This window comes from Janthinobacterium sp. FW305-128, from assembly GCF_020858135.1.
GTDB lineage: Bacteria > Pseudomonadota > Gammaproteobacteria > Burkholderiales > Burkholderiaceae_D > Janthinobacterium.
In genome coordinates this window covers 1-15,776 of sequence record NZ_JACYMK010000014.1, presented here as the reverse complement: position 1 = coordinate 15,776, position 15,776 = coordinate 1, and the positions used below count along the sequence as shown (strand labels likewise).

Annotated in this window: 13 protein-coding genes; 8 read left to right on the top strand and 5 right to left on the bottom strand. The window is 65.1% G+C overall.

Annotation, left to right across the window (positions count from 1 at the left end):
• Positions 1-301: 301 nt before the first annotated feature.
• Entirely contained in the window at positions 302-2,050 is a 1,749-nt protein-coding gene (gene ilvB / locus IGS60_RS25060; protein ID WP_230506519.1) for a biosynthetic-type acetolactate synthase large subunit, read from the bottom strand.
• Between the two features lie 99 nt (positions 2,051-2,149).
• On the opposite strand from ilvB, the gene IGS60_RS25055 reads away from it, so the two are divergent.
• Both IGS60_RS25055 and IGS60_RS25050 read left to right on the top strand, forming a co-directional pair.
• Positions 2,150-2,611 (top strand): Lrp/AsnC family transcriptional regulator, encoded by a 462-nt coding sequence (locus IGS60_RS25055; protein ID WP_070217690.1) that lies wholly within the window; start codon positions 2,150-2,152, stop codon positions 2,609-2,611.
• A gap of 106 nt (positions 2,612-2,717) precedes the next feature.
• Positions 2,718-5,207 carry a TonB-dependent receptor gene (locus IGS60_RS25050; RefSeq protein WP_230506518.1) on the top strand — a complete coding sequence of 830 codons (2,490 nt, stop codon included), beginning with the start codon at positions 2,718-2,720 and terminating at the stop codon, positions 5,205-5,207.
• On the opposite strand, the gene IGS60_RS25045 is transcribed toward IGS60_RS25050, so the two are convergent.
• Both IGS60_RS25045 and IGS60_RS25040 read right to left on the bottom strand, forming a co-directional pair.
• A complete protein-coding gene (locus tag IGS60_RS25045) occupies positions 5,204-5,851 on the bottom strand; it encodes a response regulator transcription factor (protein WP_230506517.1) in 648 nt (215 codons plus the stop codon). The genes IGS60_RS25050 and IGS60_RS25045 overlap by 4 nt on opposite strands.
• Before the next feature lie 8 nt (positions 5,852-5,859).
• Positions 5,860-6,771, bottom strand: a complete 912-nt coding sequence (locus tag IGS60_RS25040) for a histidine kinase (protein ID WP_230506516.1) — start codon at positions 6,769-6,771, stop codon at positions 5,860-5,862.
• A gap of 441 nt (positions 6,772-7,212) precedes the next feature.
• Here IGS60_RS25040 and IGS60_RS25035 point away from each other — a divergent pair, with 441 nt between their 5' ends.
• The 5 genes from IGS60_RS25035 (at position 7,213) to IGS60_RS25015 (ending at position 13,368) form a co-directional block, all read left to right on the top strand.
• Entirely contained in the window at positions 7,213-8,028 is an 816-nt protein-coding gene (locus tag IGS60_RS25035) for an NF038120 family PEP-CTERM protein (protein WP_230506515.1), read from the top strand.
• A gap of 1 nt (position 8,029) precedes the next feature.
• Positions 8,030-11,194 (top strand): S8 family serine peptidase, encoded by a 3,165-nt coding sequence (locus IGS60_RS25030; protein WP_230506514.1) that lies wholly within the window; start codon positions 8,030-8,032, stop codon positions 11,192-11,194.
• 156 nt (positions 11,195-11,350) lie between these two features.
• Positions 11,351-11,968: an AIM24 family protein gene (locus tag IGS60_RS25025; RefSeq protein WP_070217680.1), complete on the top strand. Its 618-nt coding sequence runs from the start codon at positions 11,351-11,353 to the stop codon at positions 11,966-11,968.
• A gap of 17 nt (positions 11,969-11,985) precedes the next feature.
• On the top strand, positions 11,986-12,627 hold the full coding sequence (locus tag IGS60_RS25020) for an AIM24 family protein (RefSeq protein WP_101483726.1): 642 nt from the start codon (positions 11,986-11,988) through the stop codon (positions 12,625-12,627).
• Positions 12,628-12,630: 3 nt separating this feature from the next.
• Positions 12,631-13,368: an AIM24 family protein gene (locus IGS60_RS25015; RefSeq protein ID WP_070312592.1), complete on the top strand. Its 738-nt coding sequence runs from the start codon at positions 12,631-12,633 to the stop codon at positions 13,366-13,368.
• A gap of 135 nt (positions 13,369-13,503) precedes the next feature.
• Here the strand turns inward: IGS60_RS25015 and IGS60_RS25010 are convergent, their stop codons facing one another.
• Positions 13,504-14,301: an enoyl-CoA hydratase gene (locus IGS60_RS25010; RefSeq protein ID WP_230506513.1), complete on the bottom strand. Its 798-nt coding sequence runs from the start codon at positions 14,299-14,301 to the stop codon at positions 13,504-13,506.
• A 42-nt stretch (positions 14,302-14,343) separates the two neighbouring features.
• Complete coding sequence (locus IGS60_RS25005; RefSeq protein WP_230506512.1) at positions 14,344-14,973, bottom strand: head GIN domain-containing protein; 630 nt, start codon at positions 14,971-14,973, stop codon at positions 14,344-14,346.
• Between the two features lie 175 nt (positions 14,974-15,148).
• Between IGS60_RS25005 and IGS60_RS25000 the strand changes: the two genes are divergently transcribed.
• Positions 15,149-15,706 (top strand): flavin reductase family protein, encoded by a 558-nt coding sequence (locus IGS60_RS25000; protein ID WP_070217670.1) that lies wholly within the window; start codon positions 15,149-15,151, stop codon positions 15,704-15,706.
• Positions 15,707-15,776 lie beyond the last annotated feature (70 nt).

Below are 15,776 nucleotides of genomic sequence, written 5' to 3'. Positions count from 1 at the left end.
GCCTCGTGCCGGGCGTCATCATGGGAAAGCTGGCGTAGGTCGGATTAGCTCGTAGAGCGTAATCCGACAACATTGTTGGCGCGGCCGGTGGTGGTGTCGGATTACGCGAGGCGTTGCCCCGCTAATCCGACCTACCGTCCGCTGTACATTTTGCCCTTGATCAGGCAGCTTCATGGCACCTCGTGCCGGGCGTCATCATGGGAAAGCTGGCGTAGGTCGGATTAGCTCGTAGAGCGTAATCCGACAACATTGTTGCAAGACGCTGGTGTCGGATTACGCGGCGTCCCGCCGCTCATCCCACCTACCGTTCCTTGTACACCTTGCCCTTGGATAAGGTCACTTCATGGTGCCCCGCGCCGGGGGCCATCATGGGGAAGCAGTTTTCCGCGCCGTGCACGCGCACGTCGAGGAAGTACGGGCCTTCGGACGCCAGGCAGGCCGCCAGTGCCCCGTCGAGGTCTTCGCGCCGGCTCACCGTGTGCGCCTGCCAGCCGAATGCGCGCGCCAGGGCGACGAAGTCGGGCAGCGCTTCGGTGTAGCTGTGGCTGTAGCGCCCGCCGTGTATCAGTTCCTGCCACTGGCGCACCATGCCCATGTAGCCATTGTTCGACAGCACCACTTTCACGGGCAGGCGGTGCTGCACGGCCGTGGCCAGTTCCTGGATATTCATCAGAATCGAGGCGTCGCCGCTGACGCACACGACGCACTTGTCCGGGTGGGCGATCTGCGCGCCGATGGCGGCCGGCAAGCCATAGCCCATGGTGCCGGCGCCGCCCGAGGTGAGCCAGCGGCGCGGCTGCTCGAAGCGCAAATGCTGCGCCGCCCACATCTGGTGCTGGCCCACGTCGGTGGACACGAGGGCGTCGCCGCTGTCCATGCTGTCGAGCGCCGCCTGCAGCCGCCGCATCAGCGCCTGCGGCGCGATGACGTCGGGCGTGTCGTCGAACGCCAGCGAGTCCTGCGCGCGCCAGCCGTCGATGCGCTGCCACCACGGCTGGCGGTCCGCCAGCAATCGCCCGCGCAGCTGCGTCAGCAGAGCCGCCAGCACGGGCGCGCAGTCGCCGCGCAGGGCCACGTCGGCGCGCACCACCTTGCCGATCGAGGCCGGATCGACGTCGACGTGGATGACCTTTGCGCCGGGACAAAAGGCATCGAGACGTCCCGTCACCCGGTCGTCGAAGCGGGCGCCCACGCAAATGATCAGGTCCGCATGGTGCATCGCCAGGTTCGCTTCCAGGGTGCCGTGCATCCCCAGCATGCCCAGGAAGGCCGGATGCGAGGCGGGAAAGGCGCCCAGGCCCAATAAGGTCAGGGTGCACGGCGCGGCCGCCAGTTTCACCAGTTGTTGAAACGCGGCGCAGGCCTCCGGGCCGGAATTGACGAGGCCTCCGCCGCCATAGAACACGGGCTGGCGCGCGGCGGCGATCAGGCTGGCGGCCCGTTCGAGATCGGAGGCTGCCGGCGGCGGCACCGGGGCCGGCGTGGCAGGGGCCAGCACCGTCGCTTCCTGCACCGGTGCCAGTTGCAGATCCTTGGGAAAGTCGACCAGCACGGGGCCGGGCCGGCCCTGCGTGGCCTGCGCGTACGCCTCGCGCACGACGGCCGCCGTTTCCTCTGCCGCGCGGATTTGCCGGTTCCATTTGGTGATGGGGCGCGAAATGCCCAGCGCGTCGCATTCCTGGAAGGCGGCCGTGCCGATGCTGGTGGTAGCCACCTGGCCGCTGATGCAAATGACGGGGATCGAATCGCACAGGGCGTCGAGCAAGCCCGTGGTGGTATTGCTCATGCCGGGGCCGGACGTGACGAAGACGACGCCGGGCCGGCCCGTGCTGCGCGCATAGCCCTCGGCCGCGTGCACGGCCGCCTGTTCGTGGCGCACCAGCACGTGGCGCAATCGGGGCTGCGCGTGCAGCGCGTCGTACAGGGGCAGCACGGCGCCGCCCGGATAGCCGAAGACGGTATCGACGCCCAGGGACAGCAGGGTGTCGATCAGGGTGCTGGCGCCGTTATGGGAGGCGCGCGCGAGGAGGGGAGCTGGATCGGGTTTCATGGCCTTATTTTCTGCCTGATGCGGCAGAAAAGGCTGCTGGTTTTCTCGTATAGAATGCAGTATTCAGCAAAATTTGCTGTGAAATAAGGAATTGACGGAATGAAGCTCGATAAATTCGACCTCGCCATCCTGACGGCCCTGCAGCAGGATGCCCGCATCAGCCTGCACGACCTGAGCGCCAAGGTGGGCCTGACCTCGTCGCCATGCTGGGCGCGCATCAAGCGCATGGAAGACGATGGCGTCATCGAGGGTTATACGGTGAACGTCAACGCGGCCAAGGTGGGATTGGCCGATACCGTCATCGTGCAAGTCACCCTGGACGACCATTCCGACCAGGCCCTGTTTGAATTCGGCCACGCGCTGGCCATGATCCCGGAGGTGCTCGAAGCGTTCCTCGTCTCCGGCGACTACGACTACTACCTGCGCATCGCCGTGAGCGACACGCGCGACTATGAACGGCTGCTGCGCGAGCGCCTGTATAAAATCCCCGGCATCCGCCACAGCAAATCGAGTTTCGTGTTGCGCCAGCTCAAGCAAAGCTATCTTCCCTTGCAGCGCTGACTTTTGTTATCCCTTCCCAGCACGGCGGGAGTTTTTCCCTAGGCCATCCCCCGGTGGCTGTCCGATACTGGGCAGTAATAAAAAACACGATAAATCGGGGATATGCATGAGACTGACCTTATTCGCGGCGGCCGCCATGGCGCTGTGCCAAGCGCAAGCCGCCGAGCTTGCCCATCCTGCCAACCTGGACCCGGCGTACGATTTGCCCACCGTCATTATCACGGGCAGCATGCCGCTGCCCACCGTGGAGCAGCCGCGCGATGCCTTCGCCGCGCCCGTGCAGACGGCCGGCGCGCAGCAGATCGCCGGCAGCGGCGCGCTCGATATCTCCGCCTTCCTGCGCCGCAACCTGGGCAGCGTCTATGTGAACGAGGTGCAGAACAACCCCTTCCAGCCCGACGTCAGCTACCGCGGCTACACGGCCTCGCCCCTGCTGGGCACGCCGCAAGGACTTTCCGTGTACCTCGACGGCATGCGGCTGAACCAGCCGTTTGGCGATGTCGTCAGCTGGGATTTGATCCCGCGCATGGCCATCGCCTCGCTGACCCTGATGCCGGGCTCGAACCCCCTGTTTGGCCTCAACACCCTGGGCGGCGCGCTGGCCCTGCAGACCAAGGATGGCAAGAGCAATCCCGGCACGGCCGTCGAGGTGCGCCTGGGTTCGCACCAGCGGCGCGCCGTCGAGGTCGAACATGGCGGCAGCCATGCCAGCGGCTGGCACTGGTATGTGACGGGCAACCGCTTCAAGGAAGACGGCTGGCGCGACGATTCGCCATCGGACGTGCGCCAGTTGTTTGGCAAGCTGGGCTGGAGCGATGCGCGCACGGACATCGCCGTCACCGTGGCCCACGCGGACAATGCGCTGACGGGCAACGGCTTGCAGGAGCAGCGACTGCTGGCGCGCGATTACCGCAGCGTCTACACCAAGCCCGATTTGACGGAAAACAGGTCGACCTTGCTGAATGTGACGGGCAAGCACCAGGCCGGCGCCGGCTTGCTCTTGTCCGGCAATGTGTACTACCGCAAGATCGACACGCACACCTTCAACGGCGACCTGAACGACGAGTCGCTCGACCAGTCCGTCTACCAGCCCGGCGCGGCCGAGCGGGCGGCGCTGGCGGCGGCCGGCTACACGGGCTATCCCGCCAGCGGGGCGAATGCGTCGAATACGCCGTTTCCGAAATGGCGCTGCATCGGCAACGTCTTGCTGAACGATGAGCCGGCCGAAAAATGCAACGGCATGCTCAACCGCAGCCATACGGAGCAGGAAAACTATGGTTTTTCGGGCCAGTTCACGGCGGTGGCCGACCTGGCCGGGCAGCGTCACAGCGTCACGGCCGGCGCCGCCTTCGATGCCAGCCACGCCACGTTTCGCCAGACCAGCCAGTTCGGCTATCTGAACCCGGACCGCAGCATCACGCCCGTCGACTTCTTTGCCGACGGTACGGAAATCGACGACGACGGCACGCCCGTCGACAACCGCGTCGACTTGAGCGGGCGCATGCGCACGTGGAGCGTGTATGCGAGCGACAGCATGGCGCTGAATCAAGCATTGACCTTGACCATCTCCGGCCGCTACAACCGCAGCACCGTGCGCAACCGCGACGCCATCACGCCCGGCGGCGGCAGCGGCTCGCTCGATGGCGACCACCGTTTCAGCCGCTTCAATCCCGCCATCGGTCTGGCCTATGCGCCGGCCGATGGCGTGAGCGCCTATCTCGGCTACAACGAAGGCAGCCGCACGCCGACGGCCATCGAACTCGGCTGCGCCGACCCGGACAATCCCTGCCGCCTGCCCAACGCCATGGCGGGCGACCCACCCTTGAAACAGGTCGTCACCAAGACGTGGGAAGCGGGCCTGCGCGGCAAGCTTGCCGACGTGGCCCGCTGGAGCGCCGGCGTGTTCCGCGCGGAAAACCACGACGATATCCTGTTCGTGGCCGACAACCAGGCCGGTTTCGGCTACTTCAAGAATTTCGGCAAGACGCGCCACCAGGGCGTGGAGCTGGCGGCGGGTGGCAAGGCCGGTGCGCTGGACTTCGGCGTCAACTACACGTGGCTGCAGGCGACGTATCAAAGCCGCGAGCTCGTCAACGGCAGCGCCAACAGCAGCAGCGATGCGCAGGCGCCCGGCCTGGAAGGCAATATCGTCATCACGCCCGGCAACAGGATACCGCTGACACCGAGCCATATCTTCAAGGCGCACGCGGACTATCAGGGCGGACGCGACTGGACGGTGGGCCTGGCCATGACGGCCGTGTCGAGTTCCTATGCGCGCGGCAATGAAAACAACCGGCACCAGGCGGGCGGCCCGGCATACCTGGGTTCCGGCAAGAGCGCCGGCTACGCCGTGGTCGAGCTGAACGGCAAGGTCCAGTTGACGCCACGGCTCAGCGTGTTCGCCCAGGTGAATAACCTGTTCGACCGCCAGTACGCGACGGCGGCGCAATTGGGCGCCACGGCTTTCGATGCCAACGGCAATTTTGCCGCCCGGCCGCTGCCCGCCGTGAACGGCGAGTATCCGATGGTCAACGCGACCTTCTATGCGGCCGGCGCGCCGCGCAGCGTGAATGCGGGTCTGCGCTACGCGTTTTAAGGGAGGATATGCTCGATGACCCCGTTGCGCAGCGCAAGATGGACGAGGGCGGCGGGGCCGGGCACGTCGAGCTTTTCCTTGATGCAGGTCTGGTGGTTGGCCACCGTCTTGCTGCTCAGGTGCAGCAGGCGGGCGCAGTCGGCGGCGCTGCGGCCTTCGGCCAGCAGGCGGAAGATTTCGAATTCGCGCTGGCTCAGGCTGCTCAAGCGCTGCGCTTCCGTGCCTGCCGCGTCGTGCAGCACGGCGGGCGCGCTGTGCGGGTCCAGGTAGCGCCAGCCCGCGTGGGCGGCGCGCACGGCGTCGACCAGGTGTTCCGGGTCGGCCTGCTTGCTGACGAAGCCGCAGGCACCGCCGTCCAATGCGCGCGCGATCAGCTGCGGCGTGTCGTGCATGGTAAACACGAGCACGCGCGCGCCTGCGTCGCGCGCGAGCAGCTTGCGCAGCAATTCCAGGCCGCCGATGCCGGGCATGGACAAATCCGTCACGCAGACGTCGGGCGCGTGCTCCTGGTGCAGGCCATACGCCGTTTCGCCATTGCCGGCCTCGGCCACGACGGCGATGTCGCCGCCCTGTTCCAGCAGCCGCCGGTAGCCCGTGCGCACCACAGGGTGGTCGTCGACCAGCATCACACGGATCGGGGTCATGGCCGCGTTCATGCCGCACCGGCCGCCAGCGGCATCGCCACTTCGATGCGCAAGCCGTTGCCCAGCGCGCTGATCCAGCGGATATGGCCGCGCTGGCCGGCCACGCGCTCGCGCATGCCCAGCATGCCGAAACCGCCTTCTTCCGTTTTGTCCTGGCGCAAACCCTGGCCATTGTCTTCGATGGCCAGGTGCAGCACGCCGTGCGCATCGGCGCGCAATTCCACCGTGGCACGGTCGGCGCCCGCGTGGCGTGCCACGTTCGTCAAGCCTTCCTGCACCAGGCGGTAGACGGTGGTGGCGGTGCAGTCGTCGAGGCTGGCGGGGACGGCGTGCGGCGCGAAATGGCAGGCGATGCCGTGCTGCTGGGCCCAGCTGTCGCACAGCGCCTGCAGGGCCGGCGCCAATCCCAGGCTGTCGAGCACGGGCGGACGCAGCCTGCGCAGCATCGTGCGCACCATCGCATGCAGCGCTTCCGACGAGCGGGCGATGCTGGCCGCGCAGGCCTGCACGTTCGCCTGGTCGCCGTCGCGCGCGCGCAGGATGTAGCTGGCGGCGGCGCGGATGGCCGTGCAATCCTGTCCCACTTCATCGTGCAGCTCGCGCGCCAGCGCGCAGCGCTCTTCTTCCTGCGCGCGCAGCAGGCGCTGTGTGAGGGCGCGGTTTTGCGCCAGCAGCAGCGCCACCTGGCGTCCGCGCCGCACGGCGAAGCCGGCCAGCGCCAGCGCCAGCAGCAACAGGCTCAGGGCCAGTTCATCGAGTTGCCAGTGTTCCTGGCGCCAGAGCGCGTGCGTCAGCCGTTCGGCCAGGTCCAGCCTGGCGGCCAGCAGGAAAAAAGCCAGTGCCAGCGCGCAGCACACGAGGATGCGCCGGGCCGGCCGCGTGCCTGCGCGGCCGCTGCCGGCCAGTTGGTAGTGTTCCATGATGCTGCTCCCTGAGCACGGTCGATCTCTTTGTTGTGCAAGCTTCATGCCATCGGCCCAGGGGCCTCTGGGGGCGCGTCATGCGGGGCAGGGGAGGGGATGACTGTTCCAGGATGGAACAGGTGTGCCGCGATGTGACGGTGGGCGCTTGCGCTGGCCGCAGGCACGGTTTTCGAGCTTATCTGAAGTCGCGCCGGCACGCTGGCGCGCACGCCTGCAGTGCGATGCATTGTTGTTCCAATGTAACGTTGAGCTTACTCAAACTTTCATAGATAAAACAAAACAAAGTTTCGCAGGCTTAGATAAAAAATAAATAAATTATATTAAAAATATGATATTTGTTTTATGCGATTTGCTATATTTGTTGACACTTTTGTGAAAAAGCTGAAAGCGGGCACCAGACCTGCCGACCTATCTATCCACAACAAACAAGGGAATAGAATGAATCGTCCATCACATGCGCGGGTATCACCCGCCACTGCCAATCGGTCCGCTACCCGCGGCCGCTCAACCGTCCTGGCCGCACTGGCCGCCGTGTCCGTGCTCGCTTCGGCGCCGGCCATGGCCGATGTCCTGACCTTCGATAATTTGCGTCCCGACGTGTATGAAAGCGGCCAGACGCTCAATACGTCGAGCTACAACCTGCGGTTCCTGGCCGACCCGACCACGGCGGCCGGCGGCGGCGTCAGCGGCGTGGGCGCCATCCTCGATGGCCGCGTGGGTTCGTCGTGCGATATCGCCGCCTGCCCGCAGGGCGCCACCGGCAACTACCTGGCCATCCTCAACGATGGCGGCGTGAATTTCGCGCGTGCCGACCGCCAGGCGTTCAGCCTGGCCGGATTCGACTATTCCTTCATCGCCCCCGTCTCCGGCTTGCCCAACATGCAGTGGGGCGAACTGCAGCTGAGCGGTACACTCAGCAACGGCCAGGTGGTCAGCACCTCGCTGGCGTTTCCCGGCCAGGGCAGCGATGGCAATTACCATTTCCAGGGCGCTTCCCTGCTGGGCGGTTTCAGCAACTATGCGTTTACGGGCCTGACCTTCAACGCCTGCATTTTCAATGACACCGGCGTGTGCAGCAATTCCATCGATTTCCCGGCCTTTAACCAGGGCCAGTTTGCGCTCGACAATATCAACGTCAGCGCCGTGCCGGAACCGTCGACCTACCTGCTGCTGCTGGCCGGCCTGGGCGCCATCGGCATGCTGTCGCGCCGCCGCAGCGGCAAGGTCGCCGCGTTCACCGTGCAAGGAGCGTGAGATGAAATTACGTCCCGTTTCACTCGCCATCCTCCTGCTGGCCGCCAGCCTGGCGCAAACGGCGCAGGCGCAGGAACGCCGTTCCTACATCGTGCAGCTGGTCGACAAGCCGGCCGCCACCTATACGGGCCAGGTCGACGGCCTGGCCGCCACCAAGCCGGCCCCGGGCGCGCGCATCAATGTGGGCGCCGCCGACGTGCAGGCCTATTTGAGCTACCTCGACAGCAAGCAGGCCGCCGTGGCCGGCACCGTCAGCGCGGCTGAAATCACGCACCAGTACAGCGTCGTCTTCAACGGCTTTTCCGCCTTGCTGACAGACGATGAAGTGCGGGCCCTGAAGAAAAACAGCGGCGTGGCCAGCATCAGCGCCGACTCCATCCTGCAGCTCGACACCACCTACACGCCCAGCTTCCTGGGCCTGGACAAGCCGGGCGGCCTCTGGGAGCAGCTGGGCGGCAAGGCGCACGCGGGCGAAGACATCGTCATCGGCATCGTCGACAGCGGCATCTGGCCCGAGAACACGGCCTTTGCCGACCGCATTGACGAAAACGGCGTGCCCAGCCACAGCGGCAGCAATGTCGTGTACGGCGCGCCGCCGGCCAGCTGGCAAGGCACGTGCCAGACGGGCGAGGGATTCTCCGCCGAGAATTGCAACAACAAGTTGATCGGCGCGCGCTACTACCGCGCTTCCACGGCGGCGCTGCACTGGACGGAATTCCTGTCGCCGCGCGATTCCGTCGCCGGCCTGACGGGCCACGGCGGCCATGGCACGCACACGGCCTCCACGGCCGGCGGCAACAATGGCGCCATCGCCACCTCGAACGGTGTGTCGCTGGGCAAGGCCTCGGGCATGGCGCCGCGCGCCCGTATCGCCGCCTATAAAGTCTGCTGGACGGCCGCGTCGACGGGCCGCAACGGCTGCGCCACGGCCGACAGCGTGGCCGCCATCGACCAGGCGGTCAAGGATGGCGTCAACGTCATTAACTTCTCCATCGGCCCGAACGCGGGCGGCGGCGCCTTCGACGAACCGACGGAAGTCGCCTTCCTCGGCGCGGCGGCGGCCGGCGTGTTTGTCGCCACCTCAGGCGGCAATTCCGGCCCGGCCACGCCCGCGCCCGACGTGCCGGCGCCCGTCTCGCACATCAGCCCTTGGCTGGCAACGGTGGCCAATTCCACCCACAACCGCCTGTACGCGGGCAACGTCATCCTCAGCAACGGCAGCAAGCTGGAAGGCGCGTCGAGCAACGCGAAGACGCCGGCGCTGCCGCTGATCCGCTCGCGCGACGCGGGCCTGGCCGGCGTGTCGCCGACGGACGTCAATCTGCTGCGCTGCTTCGGCGCGGCCGATGCCGCCCCGGCTTATCTGGACCCGGCGAAAGTGGCGGGCAAGATACTCGTGTGCGACCGCGGCGGCAATGTGCTGGTCAACAAGAGCGCGAATGCCAAGACGGCGGGCGCGGCGGGCGTGGTCATCGCCAACGTGGTCGGCGGCGCCAATACCATCATCAATCAGGCGCACGTGCTGTCGACGGTACACCTGGCGCAGGTGCAGGGCGACGCGCTGAAGGCTTTCATGGCGGCCAATCCGGACGGCACGGCGGCATTGGGCGAAATCCACACCATCGCCGACACCACGGTGCAGGCGCCGATCGTCAGCGACCGCTCCTCGCGCGGGCCGAACGTGGCCAACGCGAACATCCTGAAACCCGACCTGTCGGCGCCCGGTACCAACATCCTGGCCGGCGTGACGGCCGACCTGACGCCGGCGCAGCGCGATGCCGTGGCCGCCGGTGGTGTGGCGCCAGCAGCGGAGTGGGATTTCTATTCCGGCACCTCGATGGCCAGTCCGCACGTGGCCGGCGTGGCGGCGCTGCTCAAGCAGCAGCATCCGAGCTGGTCGCCCGCGGCCATCAAGTCGGCGCTGATGACGACGGCGTTCAGCACGTATCCCGATGGCTTGAACGGTTCCGTGTCGTGGGATGCCACGGCGAAGAACTCGGGCCAGTTGCCGTGGGGCCAGGGTGCCGGCCACATCGCGCCGAACGGCGCCGCCGATCCCGGGCTCGTGTACGACGTGTCGGAAATCGACTATGCGCGTTTCCTGTGCGGCCTGAACCTGAAGGTCTACAGTCCCGCCACCTGCCAGGCCGTCGGCACCATTCCCGCCTACAACCTGAATCTGGCGTCGCTGACGGCGGCCAACGTCCTGGGCACGCAAGTGCTGACGCGCACGGTGACCAACGTGGGTGCCAGCAGCGCCGTCTACAACGTCTCGGCCAGCCTGCCCGGCTACACGGTGGCGGTGACGCCAACGAGCCTGAGCCTGGCGCCGGGCGCCAAGGCGCAGTACCAGGTCAAGCTGACGCGCACCACGGCGCCGGCCAATACCTGGACCTACGGCGCCCTGAGCTGGACGGATGGCACGCACACGGTGCGCAGCCCGCTGACGGCGCGCGGCACCTCGCTGGCCGCCATTCCGCTGGTCAGCAGCGAAGCGGCCACGGGCAGCAAAGTGCTGACCCTGGGCACGGGCTTCTCGGGGGCGCTGGTCGGTGTCAAGTCGGGTCTCGTCGAAGCTGTGCGCCAGACGCGCACGATCGGCCAGGCGACGACGGGCGCTGCCGCATCGGCTGCCTGCAAGGCGGGCGGCGCCACGGGTGTGAACGTGCACAACGTGGTGATCCCGGCCGGCACCCTGGCGGCGCGCTTTGCCACCTACGACGCGGAAACGACGGGCGGCGCGAATACCGACATGGACATGGAGGTCTACAACGCCGCCAATGTACTGGTCGGCAGCAGCGGCAATGAAAGTTCCAATGAGCAGGTGGAACTGCGCCTGCCGGCCGCCGGCACGTACAAGGTGTGCGTGATCGGCTTTGCGCCGCAAAACGGCCAGGCCGACTACACCCTGTCGTCGTGGGTGCTGGCGCCGGGCTTGAACAACGGCAACTTCAAGGCGCTGATGCCGGGCACGGCCTACACGGGCGGCACGGCGACGGTCTCCCTGAGCTGGTCCAACCTGGCCGAAGGCAAGCGTCACCTGGGCGCCGTCGGCTACCAGGTCGCTGGCGTGGTGCAGGGCGTCACGGTGGTCGAGGTCAATACCAACGATCCCGTGCCGCTGTTCCAGAACGCGCGCGCCGCCAGGCCGGTGCTGGCTGAATAAACCGTTCTTTGCGTGAACGCAAGGCGTGCCTCCGGGCACGCCTTTTTTTTATGCACCCCCCCGTTCGGGAGGAATAGCACTTGCATGGTGGTAACGCCCCCGGTATCTTGTCGGATAGCCATGGCTTTGTGCCCTGGCATTCTTGGGGAGTCGCGCGTGACCAGTTTCCGCACCAATACCGACCGCCTGCTGGAAGTGCGCCTGCAGGATGAAAAAGTGCTGGCGATTGCCGGCGCGATGGTCGCCTATACGGGCAGCATCAAATTTGAAAAATCCCTGCTGGGCGGCGAGGGCCTCTTCGGCGCGCTCAAGCGCAAGGTGACGAACGAAGGCATGCAGGTGATGCAGGCCGCCGGCACGGGTACCGTGTTTTTCGCGCAGAATGCGGCCGAAATCACCGTCATGGCGCTGGCCGGCGAAAAGCTGACTATCGAAAGCAGCAGCCTGCTGGCCTACGACACGAGCCTGAAGACGGGTACCAGCTTTGCGGGCCTGCGCGGCGCCAGTTCCGGCCAGGGCCTGTTTTCCACCACCGTCGAAGGCCACGGCAACCTGGCCGTCATTTCGCGCGGCAACCTGATCATGCTGGAAGTGACGCCGGCGCACCCGCTGCGCGTGGACCCGGACGCCTTCGTCGGCTTCAAGGGCGATATCCGCCAGGAATTCGTTTTTGATGTCAACTGGCGCACGATGATCGGCCAGAGCTCGGGCGAATCGTACCAGCACAAATTCACAGGCCAGGGCGTGGTGTTCATCCAGCCCGCCGAACGTTAAGTCAGCGAGGACCCGCGATGCCTGTCTATCAGCAAATCAATGAAAAGATGCTCGAGGTTAAACTCGGCAATGAAGAAGTGTTTGCCCGCAAGGGCGCCATGGTGTCGTACCAGGGCGACGTGGCGTTCAGCCGCTCCTTCCTGGCCGGCCAGGGCGTGCAAAGCCTGGCCATGCGCGCCGTCACGAATGAAGGCTATGCCCTGATGTCGGCGCGTGGCACGGGCAGCGTGTTTTATGCGCAGGGCGGCCTGTTTGTCAGCATCGTGCCCGTACGGGGCGAAACGTTCTATGTGGAAAGCGACTCCCTGCTGGCCTTCGATGCGCGCCTGACGGCCGGCACCATGTTCCTCGGCAACCAGGGCGGCGTGCAGGGCGTGGTGCGGGGCATGGCCTCGGGCCAGGGCTTGTTTACCACCACCTTGCAAGGCACGGGCGAAGTGGCGATTTTGTCCGACGGCAATGCCATCGGCTTGCCCGTCACGCCGGACGTCCCCGTCTTCGTCGACCCGCAAGCGTATATCGGCCACACGGGCCAGCTGAGCTCGACCATCGTCACGGACCTGAACTGGAAAACCTTCGTCGGCCAGGCGTCCGGCGAATCGTACCAGGTGAAGTTTACGGGCCAGGGCACGGTCTACATCCAAGCGAGCGAAAGGTAAGCCATGACGATTTACAATCCCGATACCTTGCCGAAGAACGATAACCTGAACCGTTTTTCGTATGTCATCGACGTCAAGGAACAGATCTTCATTCGCAAGGGCAAGATGATCGCCTTCTATGGCGAGCTGCGCTTCGAAGCCATGGGCAGCAGCGTGCTCGACTTGATCGTGCGCAACGCCTTCAATGCACCGAAATACGTACACCACTTTGTCGTGGCGCAAGGGCAGGGTCAATTGATTTTGGGCGACAACGGCAACGACCTGGCGTGCTACGACCTGGACAACGCCAACATGACCATCCGCGCGAAAAACCTGCTGGGTTTTACCAAGGACGTGATTTGCCAGGAATCGACCTTGCCCGGCTATCTGACCATGATAGGCACCGGTAAAGTGATCGCCTCGTCGAACGGCCCCGTGCACTTCCTGGAATTGCCGTGCCGCGTGGACGAGCAGGCCGTGCTGGGCTGGGCCGATTGCCCCAGCCCTTCCTACCACTACGACTACGCCCACGTGCAGGGCTGGGCCTCGGCCGCCGGCGCGCTCACGGGTTTTACCCTGTCGGGCGAGGAAAAGCAGATTGACTTCACGGGTGCCGGCACGGTGCTGGTGCAGTCGTCCGAGCTGGACGTGACGGGCAGCTCGGCCCTGATGCAGCTGCTGGCGCAATTGCCGCTGCTGGGCAAGGAAGACCTCGGCACCTTGAGTCTTTCCGTGCAGCAGCAGATGAAGGACAGTCGTTAAGACCAGGAAGTCCAAGAGTACCTGACAGAACCGTAGCGAGCGGAAGGGAGAGGTAGCCGAGAAGCGCAACCGTACTGAAGTACGGTGAGCATCGCAGGCTGCCTATACCGACGCGCAGTAGGTTCGGTCAGGTACTCAAGGCCGCGCCCAGCCGGGCGGCCGCTTCTCTAAAAAGGCGCTCACGCCTTCCTCCGCATCCTCTTCCATCATATTGCGCGCCATCACGTCGCCCGCGTACGCATACGCCTCGTCCAGCGGCAGCTGGCGCTGCCGGTAGAACATGGCCTTGCCGTAGCGGATGGCCGTCGGGCTTTTCGCCATGATCTGCTGCGCCAGGCGCGCCACGGCCTCGTCGAGCGCCGCGTCGGCTACCGTTTCATTGATCAGGCCCCAGTCGGCGGCCGTGTCGGCGTCGATGAAGCGGCCCGTCACCAGCATGTCGAAGGCCCGCTTGGGCGACACATTGCGCGACAGGGCGACGGACGGCGTGGCGCAAAACAGGCCCACGTTGATGCCGGACACGGCAAAGCGGGCGGACGCGCCCGCCACGGCCAGGTCGCAGCTGGCGACCAGTTGGCAGCCGGCCGCCGTGGCGATGCCATGCACGCGGGCGATCACGGGCACGGGCAAGGTTTGAATGGCTTGCATCACGCGCGAGCATTGCGCGAACAGGGTTTGATAGTAATCAAGCTGGCGCGTGGCCTGCATCTGGCGCAAATCGTGGCCCGCGCAAAACGCCTTGCCTTCGGCGGCCAGCACCACGCAGCGTACGTGCGGCTGCTGCGCGATGGCATCAAACGCTTCCTGCAGCGCGGCCAGCATGGCTTCCGACAAGGCATTGAATTGCAGGGGACGGTTCAGGCGCAGGGTGACGAGCCCACCCTCGTCCTCGCGCAGCACCAGCGGCGCATCGTTATCTTGTAAAGCGGTCATGCGGTCTCCAGTGGCCTGATGGCCTTGTTTTTATGGAAAAGCTTACTTGGCGGCATTCACGCTGCCGATGCCGGCGATCGACTTGTGCACGATCTTCGGCTTGCCGTAATACGTCAGTTCGCCCATGCCGCGCACCACGGCGTTCAGCTCGCCCGAGGAATACACTTTGACGGAGCCGATGCCCTCGAAATTGACGTCGACGTTTTTCGCCAGCAAGGCTTTCGTATCGACTTCGCCCACGCCCTGCGCCTTCAGGCGCAGCCAGTCGACCTGGCCATCGGCGGCCAGGCGGCCCGCGCCCTTGTAGCTGATGTCGACTCTTGGACCATTGAGCTTGGTCAAGATCTTCTCGCCCGCGCCTTCCGCGATCAGCTTGCGCAAGGTAGGCATGGTGATGATGATGCGCGGGTCGCCCTCGGTCTTCTTGATATCTTTATCCTTCATGGAAATTTTCAGTTCGCCGTCGACCACTTCCGTGATGACGCCGATGAGGAATTTCTGGTCGCCGCGCAGCAGCAGGCTTTGCTCCTTGCCCGATTCCACTTCCATGCTGATGGGGCCGCGAATATCGATGGCGTTGAAGGCGGCGACCGTGCGGGTTTGCTCGTCGGCATGCGCGACGGTAGCGAGGCAAGCGAGGGACAGGACTGGCAACAGGAACAGAGGACGCATGGCGGTTTCCTTGAGTAGTTGATCAGTGTATTCTATGTTGCAACATCTCCAACGGGGAGAAATTTGCGATGAACGGCGCAAATCGCGGCGCGGATGACACGCCGCCATCGCCCAGCCGCGCGCCCGCGAAGGCGCCGTTGGTCTATGCTATGGCGTACCGCGTCCTGGAGAGCAGATGAAAAATTATCACAAAGAAGATTATCCCGTCGCCGATATCCGCCGCTTCCTCGAGCCGGGCCCGGTGGTGCTCGTCAGTTCAACGTGGCAGGGCGAAAGCGACGTCATGACCATGGCCTGGCATATGCTGATGGAATTTACGCCATCGTTGCTGGGCTGCTTTATTTCCGACGCGAACCACAGCTATGAAATGATCAAGCGCAGCATGGAGTGCGTGATCAACTTGCCCACGGCCGACATGGTCGATCAGGTGGTCGCCATCGGCAATTGCAGCGGCGAAGACACGGACAAGTTCACGGCCTTCGGCCTGACGCCGCAGCCGGCCGAGCTGGTGGGCGCGCCGCTGATCGCCGAGTGCTACGCCAACTTCGAATGCAAGCTGGCCCAGGTGGCGGGCAACCCGAAGGGCGGCTTCTTCATCTTCGAGTGCGTGAAAGCCCACGTGGCCACCTCGCCCAAGCTGCCCGAAACCCTGCACTACCGGGGCAATGGCGAGTTCATGGTGTCGGGCAGGACCATCAGCCGCAAGAGCCTGATGAAGCCCGAGATGTTGTAGATACTGTTATCCCCGTCAAGCGGCGTGCAAGGCCGGATCAAATATTTTTCCCGACCTGAGCACGCCGAAT

Coding starts and splice junctions, on each gene's coding strand:
- ilvB (WP_230506519.1), bottom strand. CDS start 2,050: ATGAAACCCGATCCAGCTCCCCTCCTCGCGCGCGCCTCCCATAACGGC.
- IGS60_RS25030 (WP_230506514.1), top strand. CDS start 8,030: ATGAAATTACGTCCCGTTTCACTCGCCATCCTCCTGCTGGCCGCCAGC.
- IGS60_RS25045 (WP_230506517.1), bottom strand. CDS start 5,851: ATGACCCCGATCCGTGTGATGCTGGTCGACGACCACCCTGTGGTGCGC.
- IGS60_RS25050 (WP_230506518.1), top strand. CDS start 2,718: ATGAGACTGACCTTATTCGCGGCGGCCGCCATGGCGCTGTGCCAAGCG.
- IGS60_RS25010 (WP_230506513.1), bottom strand. CDS start 14,301: ATGACCGCTTTACAAGATAACGATGCGCCGCTGGTGCTGCGCGAGGAC.
- IGS60_RS25020 (WP_101483726.1), top strand. CDS start 11,986: ATGCCTGTCTATCAGCAAATCAATGAAAAGATGCTCGAGGTTAAACTC.
- IGS60_RS25055 (WP_070217690.1), top strand. CDS start 2,150: ATGAAGCTCGATAAATTCGACCTCGCCATCCTGACGGCCCTGCAGCAG.
- IGS60_RS25015 (WP_070312592.1), top strand. CDS start 12,631: ATGACGATTTACAATCCCGATACCTTGCCGAAGAACGATAACCTGAAC.
- IGS60_RS25035 (WP_230506515.1), top strand. CDS start 7,213: ATGAATCGTCCATCACATGCGCGGGTATCACCCGCCACTGCCAATCGG.
- IGS60_RS25040 (WP_230506516.1), bottom strand. CDS start 6,771: ATGGAACACTACCAACTGGCCGGCAGCGGCCGCGCAGGCACGCGGCCG.
- IGS60_RS25005 (WP_230506512.1), bottom strand. CDS start 14,973: ATGCGTCCTCTGTTCCTGTTGCCAGTCCTGTCCCTCGCTTGCCTCGCT.
- IGS60_RS25000 (WP_070217670.1), top strand. CDS start 15,149: ATGAAAAATTATCACAAAGAAGATTATCCCGTCGCCGATATCCGCCGC.